20 protein-coding genes are annotated in these 23,247 nt (G+C 45.3%); all 20 read right to left on the minus strand.

Features of this window, described 5'->3' with window-relative positions; all coding sequences use genetic code 11:
* Positions 1–3,983 (minus strand): DUF6531 domain-containing protein (locus BUB77_RS14995; protein WP_073277353.1); only part of this gene is annotated, 3,983 nt, incomplete at its 3' end.
* 11 nt (positions 3,984–3,994) lie between these two features.
* A complete protein-coding gene (locus BUB77_RS15000) occupies positions 3,995–4,441 on the minus strand; it encodes a DUF4280 domain-containing protein (RefSeq protein ID WP_084124292.1) in 447 nt (148 codons plus the stop codon).
* A gap of 31 nt (positions 4,442–4,472) precedes the next feature.
* Positions 4,473–4,982, minus strand: a complete 510-nt coding sequence (locus BUB77_RS15005) for an imm11 family protein (protein WP_073277355.1) — start codon at positions 4,980–4,982, stop codon at positions 4,473–4,475.
* A 4-nt stretch (positions 4,983–4,986) separates the two neighbouring features.
* On the minus strand, positions 4,987–5,970 hold the full coding sequence (locus BUB77_RS15010; protein WP_073277357.1) for a pentapeptide repeat-containing protein: 984 nt from the start codon (positions 5,968–5,970) through the stop codon (positions 4,987–4,989).
* A 13-nt stretch (positions 5,971–5,983) separates the two neighbouring features.
* Positions 5,984–7,483, minus strand: coding sequence for a contractile injection system protein, VgrG/Pvc8 family (locus BUB77_RS15015; protein ID WP_073277359.1), 1,500 nt, complete (start codon positions 7,481–7,483; stop codon positions 5,984–5,986).
* Positions 7,484–7,495: 12 nt separating this feature from the next.
* Entirely contained in the window at positions 7,496–8,155 is a 660-nt protein-coding gene (locus BUB77_RS15020; protein WP_073277361.1) for a hypothetical protein, read from the minus strand.
* Positions 8,156–8,246: 91 nt separating this feature from the next.
* Positions 8,247–8,423 carry a hypothetical protein gene (locus BUB77_RS29930; protein ID WP_170866660.1) on the minus strand — a complete coding sequence of 59 codons (177 nt, stop codon included), beginning with the start codon at positions 8,421–8,423 and terminating at the stop codon, positions 8,247–8,249.
* 776 nt (positions 8,424–9,199) lie between these two features.
* Entirely contained in the window at positions 9,200–10,000 is an 801-nt protein-coding gene (locus tag BUB77_RS15025) for an FHIPEP family type III secretion protein (RefSeq protein WP_073277363.1), read from the minus strand.
* A 156-nt stretch (positions 10,001–10,156) separates the two neighbouring features.
* Entirely contained in the window at positions 10,157–11,368 is a 1,212-nt protein-coding gene (locus tag BUB77_RS15030; RefSeq protein ID WP_073277365.1) for a nitrogenase component 1, read from the minus strand.
* Positions 11,355–12,908 carry a nitrogenase component 1 gene (locus tag BUB77_RS15035; protein ID WP_073277367.1) on the minus strand — a complete coding sequence of 518 codons (1,554 nt, stop codon included), beginning with the start codon at positions 12,906–12,908 and terminating at the stop codon, positions 11,355–11,357. Before BUB77_RS15035 ends, BUB77_RS15030 begins: the two co-directional genes overlap by 14 nt.
* A 19-nt stretch (positions 12,909–12,927) precedes the next feature.
* Positions 12,928–13,668: a nucleotide-binding protein gene (locus tag BUB77_RS15040; RefSeq protein ID WP_073277369.1), complete on the minus strand. Its 741-nt coding sequence runs from the start codon at positions 13,666–13,668 to the stop codon at positions 12,928–12,930.
* A 35-nt stretch (positions 13,669–13,703) separates the two neighbouring features.
* Positions 13,704–14,564, minus strand: a complete 861-nt coding sequence (locus BUB77_RS15045; protein WP_330392587.1) for an ABC transporter ATP-binding protein — start codon at positions 14,562–14,564, stop codon at positions 13,704–13,706.
* 154 nt (positions 14,565–14,718) lie between these two features.
* Entirely contained in the window at positions 14,719–14,913 is a 195-nt protein-coding gene (locus BUB77_RS30460) for an iron chelate uptake ABC transporter family permease subunit (protein WP_242962522.1), read from the minus strand.
* Positions 14,819–15,736, minus strand: coding sequence for a FecCD family ABC transporter permease (locus BUB77_RS15050; RefSeq protein WP_242962523.1), 918 nt, complete (start codon positions 15,734–15,736; stop codon positions 14,819–14,821). The genes BUB77_RS30460 and BUB77_RS15050 overlap by 95 nt, the downstream gene beginning before the upstream one ends.
* Positions 15,736–16,764 carry a FecCD family ABC transporter permease gene (locus BUB77_RS15055; protein ID WP_073277371.1) on the minus strand — a complete coding sequence of 343 codons (1,029 nt, stop codon included), beginning with the start codon at positions 16,762–16,764 and terminating at the stop codon, positions 15,736–15,738. Before BUB77_RS15055 ends, BUB77_RS15050 begins: the two co-directional genes overlap by 1 nt.
* 119 nt (positions 16,765–16,883) lie before the next feature.
* Positions 16,884–17,957 (minus strand): iron-siderophore ABC transporter substrate-binding protein, encoded by a 1,074-nt coding sequence (locus BUB77_RS15060; protein WP_073277373.1) that lies wholly within the window; start codon positions 17,955–17,957, stop codon positions 16,884–16,886.
* An 87-nt stretch (positions 17,958–18,044) separates the two neighbouring features.
* Positions 18,045–18,881 (minus strand): helix-turn-helix domain-containing protein, encoded by an 837-nt coding sequence (locus BUB77_RS15065; RefSeq protein ID WP_073277375.1) that lies wholly within the window; start codon positions 18,879–18,881, stop codon positions 18,045–18,047.
* A 239-nt stretch (positions 18,882–19,120) separates the two neighbouring features.
* The gene (locus BUB77_RS15070) at positions 19,121–20,302 is read right to left on the minus strand and encodes an acetyl-CoA C-acetyltransferase (protein ID WP_073277377.1); all 1,182 of its coding nucleotides are present in this window, start codon (positions 20,300–20,302) and stop codon (positions 19,121–19,123) included.
* A 22-nt stretch (positions 20,303–20,324) separates the two neighbouring features.
* Positions 20,325–22,016: a CocE/NonD family hydrolase gene (locus BUB77_RS15075; protein ID WP_073277379.1), complete on the minus strand. Its 1,692-nt coding sequence runs from the start codon at positions 22,014–22,016 to the stop codon at positions 20,325–20,327.
* 31 nt (positions 22,017–22,047) lie between these two features.
* A complete protein-coding gene (locus BUB77_RS15080; protein WP_073277381.1) occupies positions 22,048–23,247 on the minus strand; it encodes a CaiB/BaiF CoA transferase family protein in 1,200 nt (399 codons plus the stop codon).

Below are 23,247 nucleotides of genomic sequence, written 5' to 3' on the forward strand. Positions count from 1 at the left end.
ATATCGGCACCAAAGCGGCTGGTTATTCGGGTACAGCTTCCTGACTCATCGTATTCCTTGGCTGCCCAGTCATAATCCTGCCATTCCCTGATGATCTGCCCGGTCTTGTCCCTCTCCAGTCTCAGCTTCACATGCTGGTTTTCTGCTTCTGCCAGATCACCGTTTTTATTATAAGCAAAAGCATCAAAGCTTTGGTCATGGTAATCCGTACGAACCACCTGACCAATCCTATCATACTGATACCTGGTATACCGCCCTCCCGGACGGCAGATTTTTGTTATCAGGCCGGAATAATCCCGCTCATAGACATATGTTTGACCGCCATATTGAATTTCTCTCGTAATATTTCCCTTCTCATCCCGGTCAAACTGCCAGATCTCCCCTTTTTCATCGGTGACGGAAACAAGCTGTTCTTCACTATTATAATCATATCGGATAGCCCTCTCCCCTTGGGTACGGGAGGTGATACTGCCTAAGATGGTATAGGTAAAGCTTACTTCCCGATTGTTGTCTTTCGCTTTTAACACGCCATCGTAGCCATCATATGTCAGGGCAATCTGGTTTCCATCGGATAGATATGCCCTTACCATCCGGTTCAGGGAATCATACTGATAAGTTTCCATAGCTCCCAACGGATTCTTTTCACTGATACAGTTTCCTCTGCTGTCATACTCAAACTGAGAAGAACTGCCGTCTGGAAGTGTTATCTGGCTGAGATTGAAGTGCTGGTCGTAACAGAAGCTTACTTCCTCTCCCTTCGCATTTACAATTGCTTCCACAAGCTTCTGTCCATTATAACGATAAACGGTTTCTCTTCCCTCTTCGTCAAGGGTGCTGCCAAGAGTTCCATCCTCCTTCCAATGAAAACTCCGGCTGTGGCCCTCCGGATTCGCCCGGCTGGTCAGAGCACCTTCCTGATTGTAGGCAAATTTTGTTTTGCTTCCATCTGCAAAAGTAATTCCTGTTACCTGGGACCAATCATTGTACTCAAATGCAGTGGCTCTTCCTTCTTCATCTACGGTCTGTACCACCTGGTACCGCTCGTTATAGGTCTTCCCTGTTTCACTAAAGTCCGGATAGGTGATCCTGGTACACAGGGAACGCTTATCATAATCGTATCTGGCAGGCTTTCCATCCCGGCCGGTCCATACTTCATTATAGCCCTCTTCCTCATGGTATTGAATCAGAATGGTCAGTACCCCGCCATCACCCCAGCTTTCGACTGCCTTTGCACCATCCTCTTCTTTATCGTATTTCCAATAGAAGGAATGATTATTCCTGTCCGTTTTCTGGCGCAGCAGATGATTACTGTACTTCATATGCAGGGCCTTTCCCATGGCATCCGTTACTTCGATTAAATCCTGCTCCTCGCTATACGCATAGCGGACAAGAGTACGGCTATGTCCTCCAGCTTCCTGTAAGGCAATCTCAGTCAGCCGGCCTGCTTCATTGACAGCAGCCTTCAGAATTCTTCCGGCACTGTCTCTGATCTGGCTTAAATACCCGGTCGCATCATAGGAGAATTCAATGGCATGGCCTGCCCGGTTGCTAACACGGTTCAGCTTATAAGGAAGATATCCGCCCTCACATGCCATCAGCTTATAGCGGTAACCGCTCTCCGGCTCAACAAGTTCATAAAACTCTTCCATCCTTCTCAGCAGCAGCCCGTTCTCATAGCTGAAGGTTTCCTCTCCGGTCAGCAGACTCTGGAAAATTCCCACCCTGCCGTCATTGAGGAAAACCGCAAGAGCACGATCCTCTTCCAGCACCTCCATTCCCATTTCAAAGTTGAAGCGGGTTCCATGTCCCAGATGTCCAACCAACCGGCTGGCACTGCACCAGTTTCTTCGAAAGACAAGAGGAAGGGGGCCTGGAAGCTCAAAGTCTACGGTATCATAGAGGACATTTCCTTCAATTAAATCGATTGGCTCACCACCCAAGGTGCACAACGCTTTTTGCATCCAGCCTGGCATTTTCGTACCATAACGCGCAGCCAGTTTCTTTGCTCCCACGTTCATTCCCCTGGCAACGGCCGGCATGGCAAATCCGACACCAAAAGAAAACAAGCCCTGCTCCCAGTTATATCCCTTTGACCGGCCGCTGAACACATCGATTCCCTGAGAAATGGCATCTGTGAAAAGGGAGGTTGTTCCACTGATTACCATTTTAGCCAAAAGCTTATTACCTAACAACGTGACTCCCTTTAATACCGGCAGCCCCAGGATAGCCCCAGAGACCGCTCCCTCAACTACTCCTTTTAATCCAGCCAGTAAATAATCCCCCGTGCTGCTGACTTCTCCCCGCATGACATCTCCAACCGCAGTTCCCACAACAGCAAGGCCTCCGCTCAGCGCCGCACCCATTATAATAGGGCCTGCCAGGCCGCCCGTTCCCACGATTGCGGCCGCAGCCACACAAACTACCGCAACGGCAGCCAGGCCAATCAGAACATTTTTACCAAGCTCCCACCAGTCAAAAGTCTTCTCTTCCCATGCGATTTCTTCATTCAGACGCTGGGAAAAGACCTCCTTGTACCTTCCCTTATACATCAGGTCTGCCCCTGCCCTGATATGGGTATTCCCGGCTGCACCACCCATCAAATACAGAGAAGATACCTCGTTTGCATTAACAATGATATCCCCTGTTTCTGCAAAAGCTTTGACCTGCTCCCTGGCTGTCAGGATAAGCTTCTGCTTTGAAAAGATGTTCAAATCCTCATGGCTTTTTATCCTTACTCCCTGACCTGCATCCATAGCCAAAAACAACTCTTCCTGTGCTGTAAAGCTGATATCCGTTTCTCCAAGCTTCCATTCTTTTCCCTGGGGAGTTGCCATGTACTTCATGCTGGGTTTTGATGTCTTGGAACAACTGCCTCCATTTTTTCGCACCACATTCACTGCTATTGCACTGGTTTCCCTGTCACTGGAGAAATACAGGGAAAGTTCAGTTCCCTCCTCCGGCATGCAATAGAATAAATTCCCTCCCTGGGAAGCAAAAGGAAACCAGCAGGCTGTTGTTCCAGCTTGTCCCTGATCAATTCTCAGCTTCAGTTTCACTTGCTGGTTCTTTGCTTCCAAAACACTTCCCAGCAAAGAAACACCACGAAGCCAGGGATTGGTCTGCACCGGGACAGCTGTTCCCGCTTCAAACCCAAGTATGTAACTAAAACAAAGAAGTCCCTTCTGTAGAAATGCCCGGCTGCTTTCCACGACCAGAAGCTGGTCCTGATAAATCACCTGATTTCCCAACTCCAGCCTCTGCCTGCTGTCCAAATGATATTTTATATACTGTTCCTCGTAAACCTCCAGCCCCTTGCTCAGAGCCGCCTGATACTGACCAATATCCCGTTCCATCGCCACATGACAGCCATCATATAATTCTGTCAGTTTTTTCGTCAGCCCAACCGAAAATCTGGGAACAGTTCCTGAGACGTCCGGAATCAATACTGTATGAAATTGAGAGGCAATCCTCTTTAAAAATGCCCAGTCCGTTTCCCTGTATTGTATGAATAATTGACCAGTCGTCTGCCCTGCTGAAATAGCAGGACTTAGAAACGTGCTGCCAGGATACGCATGGAGCACATTTTGAATCAGGCTGTGATAACTCATCCCATTATCCTGAAAGGAACGACTTCTTTCCTGATAATCTAAAAAGCTGCTATAAGAAGCCGCCCGAAGACGAATCAAGTGCAGCTGATTCCTCTCAAGCACCTCTACCTCTGTTACCGTACCGGAAAAAAGCAGGCTTCTCCCTTCCTGGTTCTCTCCATAAATCGCAATCGGATCTCGACTGGTAGTCCTTTCAATCCAGTCTGCTCCCTTGCTGTCCCAGAGGATTCCCTCTAAATGAAGCTGTGCATGCTCATTCATTTTTTGAATAATGGTAAGACTGCTGATTTCTTGAATGGGATAGGGTGATTCAACCTGAAGCTGCCCGGCGGTGAATCCATTATCCATTTGGCCCAATGCTCCGCTTTTGTACATACAAATACCTCCTAAACCCCCTGACCATCATCTATAAAAGTGATGATTCCGCCATACGCACATGCAATCGTGCATTTTACAGTAATTGCCGGTTTTCCATCTACCAACATTTCTGTCTGAGCATCCAGCCACTTGGCTCCCAGCTTTGGCACACATAGTTTCCCCTGGATTGGCAAAGTAACCTCTGCTGGATTCCCATTCTCATCTGTCATTGGTAACAAATCCCTGGTATCATTAATTTCAATTGTAATTTCCCCATTTTCTTCTGAATGACATGCTCCAAAAGGCGGAATATTCTGATCCAGCCCAACCTTACAGTCTTCCTCATGAAGCATTGCCTTCCCTCTGATCTTTGAGCCATGGGATGCCGGCATATCCAGCTTCCTGATATGTGTTCCACAATTACAATAAATTTGTGCTCCCCGTACCACATATGGATATTGCATCTCTTCTGCCATTTCAGTCCTCCTTTTCTCTCATCAATAACTTTTACAGAAATTTGACCGGAGTAAACCAGATTCCCTCCGGCTCACGGCGTAAGATACTTTCCGCCACATCAAGGCGTACAAGTAAATTGCCCTTAAGCTGCTTTACCCGAAAGATTTTAGCGTACTCCACTTGATTCTGATTTAATACAATTTTTATTTCTTTATACTTCCTGCCAATATCAAACTCCTCTGCAGAAACACAATCGATCTCTGGTACAGATATCCGGTAGTAGTTATGCTGAAGACTTTCCTTTTTATCAATCAGGATAATCCTTTGAAAGCTCATATCTCTCTGGTACTTTCCCATCACCTTCTGAATCCTTTCCCCAATCATTGGAAAAGGTTGTAGAAGGTAGTCAGAATACTGGTCCTTTAGTCCCAGGTTTTCTACATAAAGTGTCAAAAGAGCTTTTTCATCCTTACACTGTTCTCCGTCAGAAAATCCGGGGGGTATCCGAATGAATGGTAAATGCTTTAGCCGGTTATCCTGTTGCATCATAAAATACTCCATATTCTCACCTGCTCTCTGGTATTCTGGTATTTTCAAGAACTGCGTTGTTAAAATTCACCTCTTCTACTAAAAGTGCACCGTCAAAATCCACATTGGAAAGAGTTGCTCCTTCAAAGGAAACCTGACTTAACTTCGATCCTGCAAAGCTGACATGCTCAAGAGCCGCACCAGAAAAATTCACCTCAAAAAACTGAGTTTCTTCCATATTAGTATTCTTTAAGATACACTTACTAAAATCACTGAACAGTAGCTGGCCTTTATTCCAACTGCTCTCTGTAAAATCACTTCCGGCAAAAGAGGAATACAAAAATTTAAGTCCGTCATAATTCCCCCTTGACAAGTCCAGCTTTTCATAGATTTCGTGGTTGAATACTATTTGTTCTTTTGATTGTAAATAACGTCTAACCTCTCTGAAATCCTTTTCCGTAATGTCTTCCTTATATAAAATATCCACACGATCAAGAAGTCCGCCAATGCATACTACAAAAACCGGAGCCTTTACAATCTTTCTATACCCTTCTGTCTGAAACACTTTCCGCATTCCCAATCGAATCAATTCCGCCAAAAATATCTGATATTTCTGGCTTTCCTCAAAAATACGGCTTTGCGCTTCTCGGAGTGTCGTTCTCATAGGAGATTCTTTACGCAAGGTTTCTACCATATCTGAAAATTCAGTCAAATATTTTAAAACCTCATTCACTTCGTAGCTGCCACTGCATTCCACCGTATCCAGATACCAATTTTCATCGAAAGCGTCCAATCGCAATTCATGTTTATTTAACAAAATGTTGGTACGTAGCAGTGAAAATTGCAGATATGCAATGGCTCCTTTTTCTCCCGTTTTCTGCATTTCATAAATCAATTCTCCATATTTAGAAATACAGTCAGAAAGCTGATCCGTCAGTTCATCTAAATGTTTTTTTATATATAAGTCTAACTGATTTAATAGTTCTGTACTCTTCTGGTTCAGATTAAAACCCTCTGCCATTACTGCTCCTTTCTTAATTGGAATTTACTTCCTGACCAACAATTTCCACTTTATCCTTCATTTTTATTGAAGCAGTTTCAAGACAACTTAAATCCACTCCTGTATCTCCAACAATGTTAACATTTTGCTCTGCATACAAAAGGATATTCTTCTTTGATTCAAAGGTAATATCCTGGTCACTTGAGATTGAAACACCGCCATCATCCAAAAGGGTTATATACGTTCCATCTGCAAGAATGTAAATTCCTTCTGGTGTCAGGCGAATTTCTTTTCCATCTTTATTGCGGATAGATTTCACATTCGGATCATCCCGCTGACCACTATACCCACCTCCTGCACCTCCGGCACTGGCACCTGAACTTCCTGCCCCCGTCTGCATAGAGGTATTCACAGAAGAATCAACAGGGTTATGTACAGAACTGATCGCATAAGCATGATCTTCTTTTTCATCCGGAAAATAGACACGCACACTATCCCCTGTCTCCGGCATACAATACCACCCACTTCCATCTTTAGAGGAATAAATCGTAGAATAGGGAAAGAAACAGGGCGTTCCTGGGGAATGGTTAATTGCATGATCCACTTCTAAGGAAACCTTTACCTGATCATTTTTAATCTCCTGAATCTCTCCATTCAAAGAGCAGCCGGCAATCTGGTTATTCCCCTGATACGGCTGACTCATTCCTTTTATACTGGTTAAAGTTAAAATCTGACGAAATACCCCTTTTTCCACCTGTCCAATGATTTCACTGACATACAAGGTCCGCCCTTTAAATGTCACCACATCCCCAATATCAACCTCCTGATCACATTCCACCTGATAGGAAAGAAAATCGTGATCACTAAGGCCTGAAACTCCGGCACCAGATAACTGTAAATATTTTGAAGAATTCATTTTCACCTGATATTCTGTGGCTGCAGCCACCCTGCTATTTCGCTTAGGAATACCAAAATAAATCCATGGCAGGGCAATATGGACATCATTTACCAAGCCAGTATTAAAATGTGAAGCCAGCCGGCGTAAAAACGCCCAATCTGTTTCCTGATATTGAACAAGAAGCTGTCCAATGGCTGCCCCTTGGGAAGCGAAGTCTGCCACACCCGCCTTCCCATATCCTGCGGATACTTGTCCCATCAGCGTTTTATATGACATCCCTTTTTGTTGGAAGGTACGTGTCCGCTTTTCAATATCTAACAGATAGCTGTAGGAAACAGCACTGACTTCCATATAATACATACCATTTATGCTCTGTACCTGAATATCCTTCACAAGGCCCTGAAACAAGACATACTCGCTTCCATCTGCCCGGATGTAAGAAAAACTGATATTGCTCCCCCCAGTACATCTTTGCACGTCACTGTCTTTTTTCTCCTCTGGCAATAACGCCTTAATATAAAGAGTACTGTGTTCATTCATTTTCTGAATCACCACAGCTTTTAGTAAATGCTTGATTTCATAAGGAGCAATCTTCAGATTTTGAAACGTAATCTCTTCATCATACTGTTTTCCCATTGTTATACCCCCTTAATTCCTGTTCTGAACAATCTCAATTGACCTGACCATTTCAAATGCCGCTGTTCTCCAGTATTTCATTCCCTTCGTACGGCAGTTAAAAGTTCCCATATAAGGGATTCCCTCTGCTTCCAGGAAAAACATAAGATTATACAATTTCCCATCCATTGCAGGATTAGAAAATTCCACATAAGCAATATGCTTTCCTTCTACCTCTACTACTCCCTGTTCCTTTGGCTTAATTCCCTGATTGATCCGCTTCATCATTCCAAAAGCCTGATTCCGAAAATCCTCTATCCCTTCATTTGTTACGGTTCCAATCATCTGTTGAAACAGAAGATTGACTGATCCGCTGGGATCGGTCAGAATGCACTGCGGCCGATGCTCGGAAGGATATTTAATTCTGGCCTCTTCTAAACTCATGGAGTGAAAGCTTTTAGGAAGCATTATACTAATTGCTTCCTCCCATAAAAAACGACGTTCAAAATAAATCCACTTACCGTCAATCCTGATTCCCGTATATATATTCCTCTCTTCTGGCGGAACCTGGCTGGCATACAAATCATTTTCATTCTCTATGGAAACGTCAGATAATGAATGACTTTTCGCCTCTTCTCCTTCCTGTTGATTTCTAAGATCAAGAATCTGTTCATCAAAAAATTCTCTTTTCATATTTATTGCCACTCCTTTCATGAAGAATTTTTTCGCTATCTCTTCCTTTTTCTTCTACTGATGATTTTAATCTATTTGTCATACCGGCCTCTCAGTCAACTAAAATTGTTTTCGCTTCTGCGGCAAGGGCTTCCCTGGCACATGGTTCCCATTCCTTACTTTCTTGCATCTGGTCATCACTCAAGCTGTCGATTCCTTTTACCTCACCAACCAATGTAAGCAAGTCCAACAAGATTGTTCGGTTAGTTTGGCTTATAATCTCCATCATTTACCACTCCCTTTCTCATACTGCTCATTTATTTAATTCCATTCTGTCAATGCGGACATTTATGCATTTCAGAAGGTTTTAAGTCTTTGTATCGGAACGTCAGCTCACCTGTCTCATCCTCAAACACAATATCCCCCTTGCCAAATTGTCTAAATCAGATTATGATTTGGACCAGATTTAAAATAAATTTCGTCTTCCTACTTCCACTGGAATCAAAAAGGAAAATAACAGATTTGTTCATACTTGATGTCTGCTCATCAGCAAACACTGTAATATGCATTATAAGAACGGATAGAATTAAAAAATGACACCAAAAATAGACCTTTGCTTCTTACTATTTTCCCCTTGTTTCCCCTGTTTCTATTATGTGACATTTTTAGCATATCGCTATAAATGAGCATTTTTGCTTCAATATTTTACCATAAAAATATAAAGTTATGGTTGATGACACCATCTCAGAAAAAACTCCGCTCTCGTCAAAGGCGAAACGTCCAACTGAAAATGTGAAGGTTTTTTAATGTTCTGTCATTCCATTATATACCATAATATTACATTTTTCAACCCAATATTCCAAATTATATGCTTTATGTCACAAATTTACTTTTGAACCTTACTTTTGAAATCATATAAAATAACTTTCACTTAAAAAATGAAATACAATTGCATGAAAAAAGGACTTTAACTTTTGTATAATGAAGTCACCACAACCCCAAAATACGAAAGGTAAAGTCCCTATGTCCAATTTAGATGAACTTCGTTTTGAAAGCAAAATCTTTTTATATCTCTTTCAGGATATCCTGCGCCAGTACCTTGGTATCCCGGATGCTGCCTGCTTTCTCATCCAACAGCTCCACTATCTTAATAAAATTATGTATGGTACCCTTTTTCTCATATATTTGAATTAAAATATTCTGAAACTGTATCAGGGATATTTTCTCCGGTATTACTCCCTTTATGACCTCCGGATATTTTTCCTCCAGATTATCTGCCAGCCTCTTTGTCAGCTGCTTATTGATTATTTTCCCGTAATGCCTGATACATACCTGCTCTAAATCTTTATAGATCTGCAGAAAAGAGATTTCTTCTTCCGCAGTAAAGGTATTCTCATAAAGCTTGTTATCATAGGATAAAAAGTGGTACGAAAGTTTATCCATGTCCTCATTATCCCTGATTCGTATCTGGGGAAGCAGTAATCCCAGGGAAGCCGCTGCCCTTTTCCTGATTTCCGCTATTTCCGGGAAGCCTTTGCCACTTTCCTCCCTGGCCGCAGAAATAAGTCCCGTACCGATTTCCAGCAGGAACGGTTCCGAAATAATACTGTCCAATAGTTCTCTGGAAGGCTTTAGCCCATCCCTTTCCGAAAACTCCACCTTGTTTTCGCCTTTCAGCATATAATCCAGGGAACAGTTTAAAATCTGACAAAGGGACACCATCAGTTCGATATCCGGATATCCCATGCCTCTCTCCCACCTGGATACCGCCTGGGGTGTTACGCCAAGGCGCTGTGCCAGTTCGTCCTGGGTGTAATTATTATCTTTTCTTGCATTAATCAGCCTGTCCTCAAAATCACGAATCATTGTACTTACCTCCGGTGTTTTACATTTTGGTCCTGCTTGCTTTTACCAGGTATTAATCTGATATCCTTTTGTTACAGTAATCATATCATCTGATAAGAGATAAGTAAAACAACCAGTCGTTCATGTACACCTCAACAGAAATAAAAGGCCCTTCTCCTATTCTATTTCCTGAAACCACAGGCTGCAAAGATTGGTAACTCCCCGAAATCCCACATAGGGAGGAACATAGGGGTTAAAATTCCATTCATTGATTCCTCTGTCTGTCAAAAGCCCTGTATTCCTGCCTGCAGTCTTTAAATATTCCTTTCTTGCCATCAGAATACCCTGGGGCAGATGGCCAAGCTCCTTTAACACCTTTTCTTCCGTCAGGCAGGAAATCCCTTCCTTTTCATCCTCTTTGGCCTCACACCAAAAAAGCCCTTCCCTGATACCAAGCTCTTCTACTGCAAACTCTTTCAATCCCTGTACCACATCCCTGCTGCCTCCGGCACTGAATACAAGTCTTTCTCCAAAGAACTCCAGGATATGTTTCAGACTGTCATATACAGTGCTGCAGTCCTTGATTTCATCCACTATAAATTCCGTGTTAACAAGACGCCCCGACAGCTTTCCGACCTGCTCCAGCCATTTGACGGTGCCCTGTATTCCATAGGGCCTCCCATAGAGATATGGAGTTCCAAACTGTTCTTTTAAGGTTTCCCCCGCCCTGATTCCTTCTCTTCTGAGCACCAGATTAATATCCGCTTCCCCCAATCTCCGAATACCTTCCATATCTGCTCTGGTTGAGAGAACACAGGATACCTTCATGCCAAAGGCTCCCCAAAGCATTCTTTCAATTTCCCTGGCGTCTGCCTCGAACAAATGTAAATCAATGCCGGAACCTATGATATTGCAGGTAAGTTCCTCTGTCCTTAAAGTCTTTTCCGGTAAATTCCTGCAAAGTTCATATAGAGCGGTCTCAATCCCCCTATGGTAGTCCCTGTCAAAGCCTCCGCAGGGAAAATAGAGAATAGGAAGCCCCTCATAGCGAAAGCTGAGTTCCTGACAAATAGCCTCCATATCTATTCCGATAACCTCCGGAACGGAGGAAGGAATAAGAAATACCGCCTCCGCCTTCTGTTTTTCCAGTATTCCATCCAATGCTGCTTCTATGCGGTCCGTCATTCCAAGGGCTATGTCCTTTTCATCCAGATGGGTTACAAAGGCCTGGCAGTCCTTGGAATATCCTGCCTGCTCCAGCCATCTTTTCGCATATATCATATGCCCCATCGAGCCGAATTCCAGAACAACGGCTCCTTTTATGGTTGCCAGAGTCCACAAAGCCCCCATCCTGCCGGAAGGGACAGGATGGTATTTATATAAGCCCATTATCTGCTCCTCCTTTTTCCATTCCTTTTGCCAGCTCCATCAGACAATCAAGGAGGGATATGCTTCTTTCATAGCCCAGTAAGGCAAAGATTTTCTGTATCTGGGGATTTTGTACCGTCCTGTTCTCCCATACCGCTGTGCTGTGGCCGATAGAAAGCAGTGGATGAGCCTTTGCCCACTCTTTTACGTTCTTTTCCTCCGTTAAGGTTACCAGGTAAGGATTAAAGCCCTCCTTTAAGATTCTCTCCCGGTATATTCCATCCTCTTCCAGAAAGCGTTCGACTCCAAGAAGCTTCGGCTCCATTCCAAGTGACGCAAGATATGAGGCTGCCGGCAGGGCAAGGAGTTCCTGTACGGTAATAATAAAAGGAATCCCCTTTAACTCCCTGCGGGCTCTTTCCTCCGTTTCTTTCAGGAGCTCATAGGAACTCACCAGAAATTCCTCCGCTTCCATCCCTTCCAGGCCAAGCACCTCCTTCAACCCACGGTAACTCTCTCTTATATCCTCTGCCGGAAAGCTTCTGCAAAGGGATATTACCGGCTTTTTCAATGTCTTTGCCAGCTGCCCCTGATTAGGATCCTGCAGGATGGATAGAGAGCCGCTCCAAAGCTTCTCCAGTTTACCGGTTATATCCTGCTGATTTAACTCCAGAAGCTCATACCCTGCTCCGGTTAAGGCAGCTTTTAGTGCCAGGGCTTCCTTTCCTCTAAGATTCCCAAGAAAATTAATCTGCTTTGTACCTGTACCAGTCTTTCTGCCTTCTGCCCGTTCCCCTTCCTGTCTGTTCTCTTTGTTGTATTCCTGGTCTACTTCCCTGCTATCTTCCTGCTCTCCTTTGTATTCTTGTTCTCGTCTGCCTTCTTGTTCTCGTCTGCCTTCTTGTTCTCGTCTGTCTTCTTGTTCTCGTCTGTCTTCTTGCTTACTTATTTCTTCCGCTGCATAATCTGTTAGAGAATCTTCTGCGACTTTCTCTCCTGCTGCTTTGTCTTCTCCCTTTTCTTTGCCTCTTACCTCATCGGCACCGCAACCTCTATACACTTCTCCCAATCGGCTGTAAGTGTCTAAATATCCGCTAAGATATCCGTTGTATTTAAAATGGGCTCCGTCTATGTAAATAAGCTTTGCACTTATTTTTCCATTCAATTCCCGAATAACAGCCTCCATATCCTCGCCGATTAAAGCCGGTACGCAGGTTAGAATCAAAAGGATAAGTGCCGCCCCTTCCCTGTCCATTTCAATGACAGCTTCCATCAGCCCTGTTCTGCAGCCGAATACCACCTCACTGGCATCCAGCTCATAGACATAATGGAGCTCGCCGCTGTTTCCCCTGGGCTCCGTCATTACATAACGGCTGTAATATCCGCATTCCGCCGTTCCCACTACCAGAGTGGACACATGCCCCAGCTGCTTGGCAAGGGCCAGTGCCGTGTGCATAGGGCAGTGCCTGCCAGGATTGCCCGGTGTACCGGATAATGGGATACCGGTTCTTACGGCTGCCTTAGACAGAGGCAGCCAGCCATACTCATTTTTATCCGCCATTGCTTCACTCCTTTTTATGTCAGGGACATAGAATCCTTGACAGCTTTTCGTATTCAGCCGCCAGGGGACTGTCCGGAAATGCAGCCACTACCGTTCGTCCCAGGTCTTCTGCTTTTTGTACCAGTGGGTTTCTGTCTATTTTGAAAAGCATAGGGGCTTCCATTTCTTTTGCGGCATCTCTTACAAGCTCTTCTTCCTTTTCAATGTTCTTTGCATTCAGGATAAGCCCTTTTAAAGAAGCATAGCCTCTCCCACCGAAGCTTTTGACCGCATATGCTATATTGGAGGCGGCATATAAGGACATCATCTCCCCAGAGGTCACAATACAGACTTCATCCGCATATCCTCCCCTGATAGGCATGGCAAATCCGCCGCATACCACATCACCTAACACATCATAAAGGACAATGTCCGGCTGATATATTTCATAGGCTTCCAGTTCCTTCAGTTTTTCAAAAGCAGTTATAATGCCTCTTCCTGCACAGCCCACTCCGGGTACCGGTCCTCCTGCCTCTACGCAGAGTACACCAAGCTCCCCCTCCGTAACAATGTCCTGAAGAGTGGCTTCATACTTATCCCTTAATACATCAAGTACGGTCTTAATCTTAACTCCGCCTGTTAAGTTCCTGGTAGAGTCGGCTTTGGGATCACAGCCTATCTGCATTACCTTAAGGCCTCTGGCAGCCAGGGCTGCTGAAAGGTTGGATACGGTCGTGGACTTTCCGATTCCGCCTTTCCCATATACAGCAATCTTTCTCATATCCTTTTCTTCCTTTCCATTGGACAGGGCAGCGCTCAGGCTCCCTTTTTCACCTTGCCCTTATTTCCAGCTTTACTTAATAGCTGATAAGACATGCAAACAGGCCTTGAGGACAGAGGGTCCGTTACGATGGCAGCATCTATTTCGAAGACTTCCTTCAAGGTCTCATTATTCATTACTTCCCAGGGAGTACCGGCCTTTACCACTCTTCCCTCCCGAAAGGCAATCATATGATCTGCGAATTTGGAAGCCAGATTCAAATCATGAAGAACCATCAGTATAGTACAGCCGTGCTCTTTGTTCAAATCCTCCAGCAGCTCCAGTATCTCCAGCTGATATGCCATATCCAGATAGGTAGTAGGCTCATCCAGGAGGATGACCTCCGTTTCCTGTGCCAGAGCCATGGCAATCCAGACCCTCTGTCTTTGCCCTCCCGAAAGCTCAGATGTGGCCTGGCCTTCCAGGCCTTTTAATCCCGTAGCCTCAATCGCCCAGGCGACAATCCCCTTGTCCTCCCCGGTAAGACGCCCAAGGCCCTTCTGGTAAGGAAATCTGCCATAGGAAACCAGTTCTTCTACCGTGAGTCCATCGGGAGCCTGGGGCGTCTGGGGCAGTATGGCAAGCTTCTTGGCAAGCTCCCTGGTAGGAAGCTTATGAATCTCTTCCCCATCCAAATAGATACATCCTTTTTTAATCCCCAGAATTCTTCCCAGGGTCTTTAAAAAGGTGGATTTACCGCAGCCGTTAGGGCCGATGATAGTTGTTATCTGACCCATGGGGATGGATATGCTCAGTTCCTCTATAATGACCTTTTCACCGTATGCCGCCTTTATGCTGTCGGTACAGATACCGTTTTTCATGGTTTTCTCTCCTTTCACCTGCATAAGTCCTGCCATGCAGCCTGCTGTTAACCTGCTTATAACACCTTTATTACTCTTTGTTTATCTTTAAGCCCTATGCTTTTACATTTCCCATTTGCCTGCTTCTATTCCTGTCTCAATTTTCCTTAATCCTTTACCGCTTTCTTCCCTCCCCATTGCTTTCCTCTATTTAACCCTTTACCGTATTCTTTCTCTCTTTTAACAGCAAAAATACAAAATAAGGCGCTCCAAGGAGGGATACCACGATTCCGGTAGGAATTTCCGAGGGTTCAATTACCGTTCTTGCAACAGTATCTGCAATTAGCACCAGAAGACCTCCTGCCAGGGCACATACCGGTATCAGAAGCCGGTGGCCGGAGCCCACCAGTTTTCTTGACAAATGGGGTGCCATAAAGCCCGACAAAGCTTATACTGCCGCTAACCGCCACACAGGCTGCCGCCAGGGCCGCGGCCGTAAACAGCAGCCTGTATTTTTCCCTTGCCACGGCCACACCAAGGCCAAAGGAAATGTCATCTCCCATAGCCAGTATGTCAAGGTGCCTGGAACGGAAGATCAGATAAGTAATTCCCATTACAATCCAGGGCAGCAGGGCGGCAACAAATTTCCAGTTGGCATTCCAGATGCTTCCCGCCTGCCATTTGGCAAGAAATTCATGCTGGGAGTCATCCAGTTTCATAATTACTACGGTCATAACCGAATTAATGCCCGCCTGAATAGCCACACCATTTAATACCAGCCGCATGGAAGATACCCCCTTTGTCCTGCTGGTCGACAGTGCATAAATAAGCCCTCCCACAGCCAGTGCTCCTATAAGGGAGAGAAAAGGCAGGCCAAAGACAGAGCCGAAGGAGACGGCCCCGTGGAGCACCACATACAGCAATACCATAATTCCCGCACCTGCATTGATACCAAGGATACCCGGGTCTGCCAGAGGGTTCCTTGTAATCCCCTGTATGATACAGCCGGACAGGGCAAAGCCTGCTCCAATCAGCAAAGCTAACAAAATACGGGGCATACGGAACTGCAGTACCACAAGATTTTCCTTCCCGCTTCCTCCGCCTGCTAATATACGGAGGATATCCGTAACATGGTAATCCGTAAACCCGGCATTTATACTGATAAATACAGCCGCAGGAAGCAGCAGGAGAAGCAGAAACAGCACATATTTTCTGTTTTTTTTCTTCATCAGAGCTCCCCTTTCTGCCTTCTTGCAAAGTAAAGAAATACCGGCACCCCAAGTAAGGATATCAATGCGCCTATGGGTAACTCACCGGGAGCACTTAAGGTCTTGGCTCCGATATCAGCCACCACTAAAAGCAATGCCCCCAGTATGGTACTTAAAGGAATAATCAAACGGTAGTCAGGTCCCACCAGATATCTTGCAAAATGAGGTATCAGCATCCCCACAAAGGTAATGGAGCCTGCCAGCGCCACCGAAGTGCCTGCCAGCAGAACCACCACGAGGGTTCCTGCGGTTTTCACAAAAGCAATACGGACCCCAAGGCCAAGGGCTACCTCTTCCCCCATATTGAGAATGGAAATCCTCCTGGAAAGAAGGATGGCTATCAATATGCCGCTGCCCATTACCGGCACTGCAACCTTTAACTGATTCCAGCTGTTTCCCGTTACGCTTCCCATCGTCCAGAAATTAAGATTCTGGGTCATCTTGTTACCAATGGCAATTGCCTGGCTGACCGCCACAAGGAAAGTACTTACCGCGGCTCCCGACAACACCAGCTTCATAGGCTTATTTCCCCCGGGTACAAGACTGCTGATTCCATACACCGCCAGCGCTCCTGCTCCTGCCCCGATAAACGCACTGAGAATAATCTGGGAATAGGCTGCCTTATTTACATAGGCCAGGCAGATTGCCATAGCAAGAGCCGCTCCGGAATTCAACCCCATCAGCCCGGAATCCGCCAGGGGATTTCTTGTCATCCCCTGCATAACGGCTCCTGCGGCAGCAAGGGCTGCTCCGGTGACAGCCGCACTGATTACCCTCGGAAGCCTTAAATCTATTACCATCAGGTGTTTCATATTCTCCCCGTCAAAATGTAAAAAAGCATCACCCACCGTAGAAAGGGGTATTTTAGCTGCTCCCACCATAATTGACAGCACCATAAAAAAAAGAAGAAACAATCCCCCGGCCACCATAAGCAAAAATGCCTTGTAGCCGCGATTTCTCCTGAGCTTTCCGTCATTCTTTCGTTCCATAGCTTACCTCATTCTTATATAAAAAAATTCCCCGCCGATTCTCCCTGCAAAAGAGAGGGATGCCGAAACTCTGATACCTTTTCCGACACCCCTGCCCTCTACAGTTTTTCAGATTTTGTCTATTTCTCACCCAGCAATTTATCAATGATGGTATCAACGGTGTAAACGGTTGAAATTGCACTGGCAGCATGACCGGAGCCATCCAGCCGGTAAACGTGTCCATCCTTGACAGCCTTTAAGGACTTCCAAACGGAATTATTATTATTCAGCTCTTCCAGATAAGCCTCATCCCCGTCAAAGACATTTACAAATAAATAATCCGGGTTCATTTCGGCAAGTGCCTCCATGGATACCTGCTCGTACTGCTCCGAAGTCGGGAAGCCCTCGGGAACATTTAATCCTAAGCCGGTTTTGCTGTCATACAAATCCGGTCGGTAAGCACAATAATACTTGTCCTCTCCCATGAGAGACATCAGCATAACTGTTTTTCCGGTATATTTTTCCTGAAGCTTTCCTCTGGCATCTGCCAGCTTTTGATCCACTTCCGCAATAACTTCTTCTGCCTTCTGTGCTTTTCCTACGACCTTGCCGATTTCTCTCAGGCTGTATCTCCAGTCCATCTTGACCTGAGGGCCAAATACAACAACAGGTGCTATTTTTTCCAGATTTTCAACAGATTCCTTGTTATAGCTCTGCTGTAAGATAATATCCGGCTCCAGCCCGGCAAGAAGCTCCAAATTGATATCCGCATCTCCCAAATCGGTCACTGAGCTTAAGTCGTAGCCCTGTAAGGCATCCCAGGTTTTAATATAATGCTCCGCACTTGTTGTTCCAACGGGCATCACTCCAAGGAGAATCAAAGTTTCCCAATGGGGCAGATAATTGATAGCCACCTTAAGAGGCTGCTTTTCAATGGTAATTTCCCTGCCTTCCCCATCAGTATATGTATATGGATAAACCGTTTCTTCCACTTGTAACGGTGTAACTGCCGCATTTTCAGAAGCTTCACCGGAAGCCTCCTTGGTCCCAGAAGGTTCTGCCGGCTCTGCTGTTCCTTCTGCCGAGGTTGTCTTTGCGGTATCTGCAGCATTGCCATTTCCGGAAGCCGGTGTGTTATCATTTGCTTTGCCGCAGCCTGTAAAAAGAACAGCTGTAATGGCTAAAACCGCCACTATATTAAATGCTTTTTTCATTATGTCCTCCATTTGTTGATTATGATTTTCATTTTCATGCAAACTATATCATACACCAATTCAAATAGGAATAGACATATTTTCAAATCACCATGGACTTTTTCCGAACCTCTCCCGAAAGACACTGGGAGACAAATCGGTGTACTTTTTAAACAACCGGCTAAAGTACAGAGCATCTTCCAATCCGATAAGGCTGCTGATTTCTGTTATGGAAATGGTATCATGTATCAGCAGCTCCTTTGCACGGTTTATTTTCACCATATTAATGTATTTTTTAGGGCACTCTCCCATTACCTTTCCAAAAAGATAGGAGAACCGCTTCACATCCATTCCTGCCAGTTCGGAAAGCTCCGTAACCGTAGGATTCCGGTCATAATGGTTGTCAATGTATTCCACCATGGAAAGAATGGTATCCTCATCGGTATTTTTCTTTTTGTCCATACCGTGGGATAACAGCTGTTCCAAAATGGAATACAAAAGAGCCTTGCTGCGCAGCTCATTTAATGGTCCCGGACTTCTCCTGACATGATGCAGCTGTTTTACCAGGGCCAGTAAGTCGTTAAATCCGGCAGGACTAAAATACAGCCTGCCGTGAAGGTTCTCCAGATAATCCTTTATCTCTTCCGGCCCTTTCACATAATAATGCAGCAGGGCGAATTCCCAGACATCCTCTCCCAGCACCTTTTTATCCAGCTCCATGGAAGGCCCTGCATGGAGTACAGCTCCCGGTTCCAGTTCGTACTCTTCCCCGCAGATGGTAAATCTTGCTTTTCCCTTTATCGGTATGACCAGCCCGCAGACCCCCGGCTTGGTATGATTGTCATATACCCTTGTATGGGGTATGACGGATATGATGAAGAAGTCATCCACCTGAAGGCAGCCGTCGGCAAAGCTGCGGATTAGTTTTTCTTTATTTATATTCACTGTAATTCACCTGAAATATTTCTAATGCACTTGAGTTTCATTCTCATTATATGGACATTTTACTACAATGTCAACGTATAGATGTCACTCCTGATCCCTGCCTTGAAAAATGCATCCTGCCTCCTTATACAAGGACAAAAGGACTGAATCCTGTATAATACCGGATTCAGTCCACTGGATTTACTAAATGAAACTGTTCTGCGTATGGATTTCCGTTCAAAACAGTCCCTTATAAATACCTATTTTCTTTCAACAATAGCCGCACATCCCATACCGCCCCCAATACAAAGCGCGGCAAGCCCCCGGCTGGCATTTCTTCGTCCCATTTCATGGAGGAGTGTAACTAATATACGGCATCCCGAAGCTCCTACCGGGTGCCCCAGGGCAATTGCTCCTCCATTCACATTTAAAGCCTCTGTGTTAAGAGAAAGTTCCTTGGCTACGGCAATTGCCTGGGCAGCAAACGCTTCATTAACTTCGGCAAGCTCTATGTCCTCTGCCCTTATGCCTGTTTTTTTCATTGCCTTCCTAGTTGCTGCCACCGGCCCGATGCCCATAATTTCCGGTGCCACACCTGCTAAAGCACCTGCGCTCCAATAAGCCATAGGAATAACACCCAGCTCCCTGGCTTTTTCTGCACTCATTACCACAATTGCCGCTGCCCCGTCATTGATGCTGGAGGAATTAGCCGCTGTTATTACACCATTCTGCATGAAAGCAGGCTTAAGCCTTCCCAGCCTTTCCATCGTGACATCTGCCCTGGGATTTTCATCTGCCGAAAAAATATAACTTTCTTTTTTTCTATTGACTTCAACAGGCACGATTTCCTCTGTAAATATTCCCTTTCGCTGAGCCTCTATTGCTTTTCTTTGACTTTGCAGGGAAAATTCGTCCAGCTCTTCTCTTGAAAGGTTCCATCTATCTGCAATATTTTCTCCCGTAATACCCATATGATAATCATGAAATGCATCCCATAGCGCATCCTGTACCATACTGTCTACCAGGATATCATTCCCCATCCGGTACCCATATCTTGCTTTATTTATCAGATAAGGTGCCAGTGACATATTTTCCATGCCGCCTGCGACCACGATATCGGCATCGCCGGCCCGGATAAGGCTTGCTGCCAGGTTCACCGAATGCAGACCCGAGCCGCAGACTGCGTTCAGGGTGACCGCCGGTACCTCCACGGGTAACCCTGCCCTAATGGCAGCCTGACGTGCGGGATTCTGTCCCAGGCCTGCCTGCAGCACGCACCCCATATATACCTGGTCCACCTCTTCTGCCGGGACCTTTGCACGGCTTAGTGCTTCTTTTATAACAATTGCCCCAAGGGAGGCGGCAGGTATTTCACTTAAAGAACCTCCCATACGCCCGATAGCCGTACGGCAGGCCCCTGCTAAGACCACTTCTCGTTCCATATATTTCCATTACCTTTCTGTTTTAAAGCCTGACACAGGGAAGCTCAATTCTGGAAGGATAAGCCCCTCCGAAATAAATCGTCTGGTTCGCCTTCTTCGTTTTTTCCTGTAATGCCCACACCCCAGGATAATTGCTGTGAACGCTGTATTGCGGGAAATCAGAGGAAGAGATATCTACACGCAGCCTGGAACCTTTTTGCACCAGCCATGCAATGTCCCACATGGAAACGGTTATTTCAACTATGCTGTCCGGCTTGTAGGTGCCGCGGGCGGCAGCACCGTTCCGGTAAGCAAGTGTTGTGATACTTCCCCTGATATTTACGGCAGTACCATCTTCAAAGATTTCCATTACCTTTGCCGTAAATGCCGTATCCTCTGCATCGGTACTGACAAACAGCTTTACTTGTATTTCACCATTTATTTCAAAGGCCTCTTCTACTGTTTCCGAAACAAAGCTGATAACATCTTCGCGGAAGCCGCAGGGGGGCTGCTCCATGCTTCCCACCGCCGTCTGGGTGGAAAAGGCAGATTCGCAGCCTCTTGACATTACAGGATTTAAAGGGTCGTATACATAGGTGACCCTTCCTTCTTTTCCCCCTGTTTTTCCCGACATGCCATATTCTTTTCCGGCTGCCGCCTTGCTGCTCAAATAAAATACCTTGCTATCCTCTGCCGGTACCGGTAAAGTTTTCCATGTCTCCCACCGGTCTGCACCAATTACGTAGGTTTCCACCCTTCCTCCAGGCAGCTCCTTGTCCTTTAATATCTGTGTAAACCAGCTAAGGGGAGCCTGTACCGAATCATCTGCAAGATTTTTAACAGATTGGTGGGTAATAGCAGGCTGATGACTATGGTTCCAAGGCCCGATCCGGAATACACTATGTGCTTTTGCCTCCTCCGATAAGTTCATATAGGTTGCAACAGCACTGCCTAAGTGATGATCATACCAGCCTTCCCACATACAAACGGGTATCTTCATTTTCGAGGGAGTTTCCTTTAGCCTGCCCCAAAGCCCGCTGTTCCAGTAATCGCTGTCACCATCGGTATTTGATATCCAGGTACGGTACCACTCCAGATCAGCCTTCCAAAGCTCCCTGTCAACCTTGATCTGGGGGCGGAAGGAATAGGACTCCAGCAAATCTGCTTCAATTGGTATTCCTGCATTACCCTGTGCCCAGGAGGTTAATATATCCTGGCGGAACATTCCGTCCTTATAGGCAGAGATATAGCGATTAGTGCCATATACTCCAAGATACATGCATTTTACCTTGTCCGGCACCGCATCTGCCATACACCAGCCGGTATAAGCCAGATAGGAATTGCCCCAATAGCCGATGCTTTCAATAAATTCCTGGGAATTCAGCCATTCTAAAGTGTCCAATCCATCCTTTCTGTCATTCACATTGGGTTCCCAGACTCCCTCGGAGCCTCCAATGCCTCTGCACCATTGCAATATAAAAATAAATCCTCTTTTACAGAATTCTTCCGCATCCGTTTCTTGAATTACTCTGGAATCCGGATAACAGGAACGAACGAGTACAGCGGGAGCACATGCCATGTCATTGGGATACCAAATCGTTGTTTTTAAGCGGCTTCCATCCGACACCGGCAGCATGATTTCTTCCTTTTTTGCTACGTAATGGCTTTCCTTCTGCTCCGCCTGAGAATACAATTCCTTCATATATGTAACTATTTTTTGTAATTCTTCATTCATAGCAACCTCTTTCCCTGTGGTAATTTACCGGCTAAATTACTCCCATTTCTCTTAATTCTGTTATCTGTTCTTTTTCCATATTTAAATACTGAGTCAGTATATTTTCCGTATCTTCTCCCAAAGTCGGAGATGCTTTATGGATATCCACTCTGGTATCAGACATTTTGATGGGATTACCATTAAGCACAATATCCCCCATAACCGGATGCTTTGTGTGTACAATCATCTCCCGGGCATTGGCAATATGCTCATCTTTTACAATATCAGAAAGGTCATAAATAGGACCTGCAGGGATTCCGCTGTCCAACAGCCTCTGAACCACTTCGTTGACAGTAAGTGTTTCCGTCCAGTTTTCGATATACTGTTTCATTTCTTTATTGTTCTTTACACGCAGCGGAACCGTTAAAAACCGCTTATCGATAATCAGTTCAGGTGTTTGCAGTATCTCATTGCAGAACTTTTCAAACATCTTCTGATTGCCGCATCCTATAACAACATAGCCGTCTTTTGTATGATACATATCATAAGGGGCTATGGATTCATACATATTCCCATGTCTTTCCGGAACCTCCCCGGACACCTCAAAACGCTGAACAGCCTGTTCAAGACTTGCAACCACACAATCTACAAGACTTATATCAATTTTTTGTCCCTTACCTGTAATATTTCTGGCATTTAAAGCTGCCGTAACACCAATGGTCAAATTCAGCCCTCCAAGTAAGTCCCCGATAGCACTTCCTACACGGGTCGGCGGATTTCCCTCCTGTCCTGTCAGGCTCATAAGACCGCCCATAGCCTGTGCTATGATGTCATAACCCGGCCTGTCTTTATATGGTCCATAGCTTCCAAACCCCGAAACAGCTCCATAGATCAGCCTTTCATTTATTTTACAAAGCTCCTCATATCCCAGGCCTAACCGTTCCATTACCCCCGGGCGGAAGTTTTCGATTAAGATATCCGCCTTTTTTACCAAATCCTTTAATATTTTTTTGCCTTCTTCTGTCTTTAAGTTTAATGTTATCCCGTATTTGTTTCTGTTAAGATTGGAATAATATAAACTTTCTCCGTTAACGTACGGCCCATAAGCACGTGAATCATCGCCTCTGCCCGGAATTTCTACTTTGATAACAGTTGCTCCCAAGTCTCCTAACATTGCTCCACAAAACGGTCCGGCTACAACCCGTGTCATATCAATTACTGTGATGTTTTCCAAAGCCCTATGTTCTGTCAT

The organism is Anaerocolumna jejuensis DSM 15929, assembly GCF_900142215.1.
Taxonomy (GTDB): domain Bacteria; phylum Bacillota; class Clostridia; order Lachnospirales; family Lachnospiraceae; genus Anaerocolumna; species Anaerocolumna jejuensis.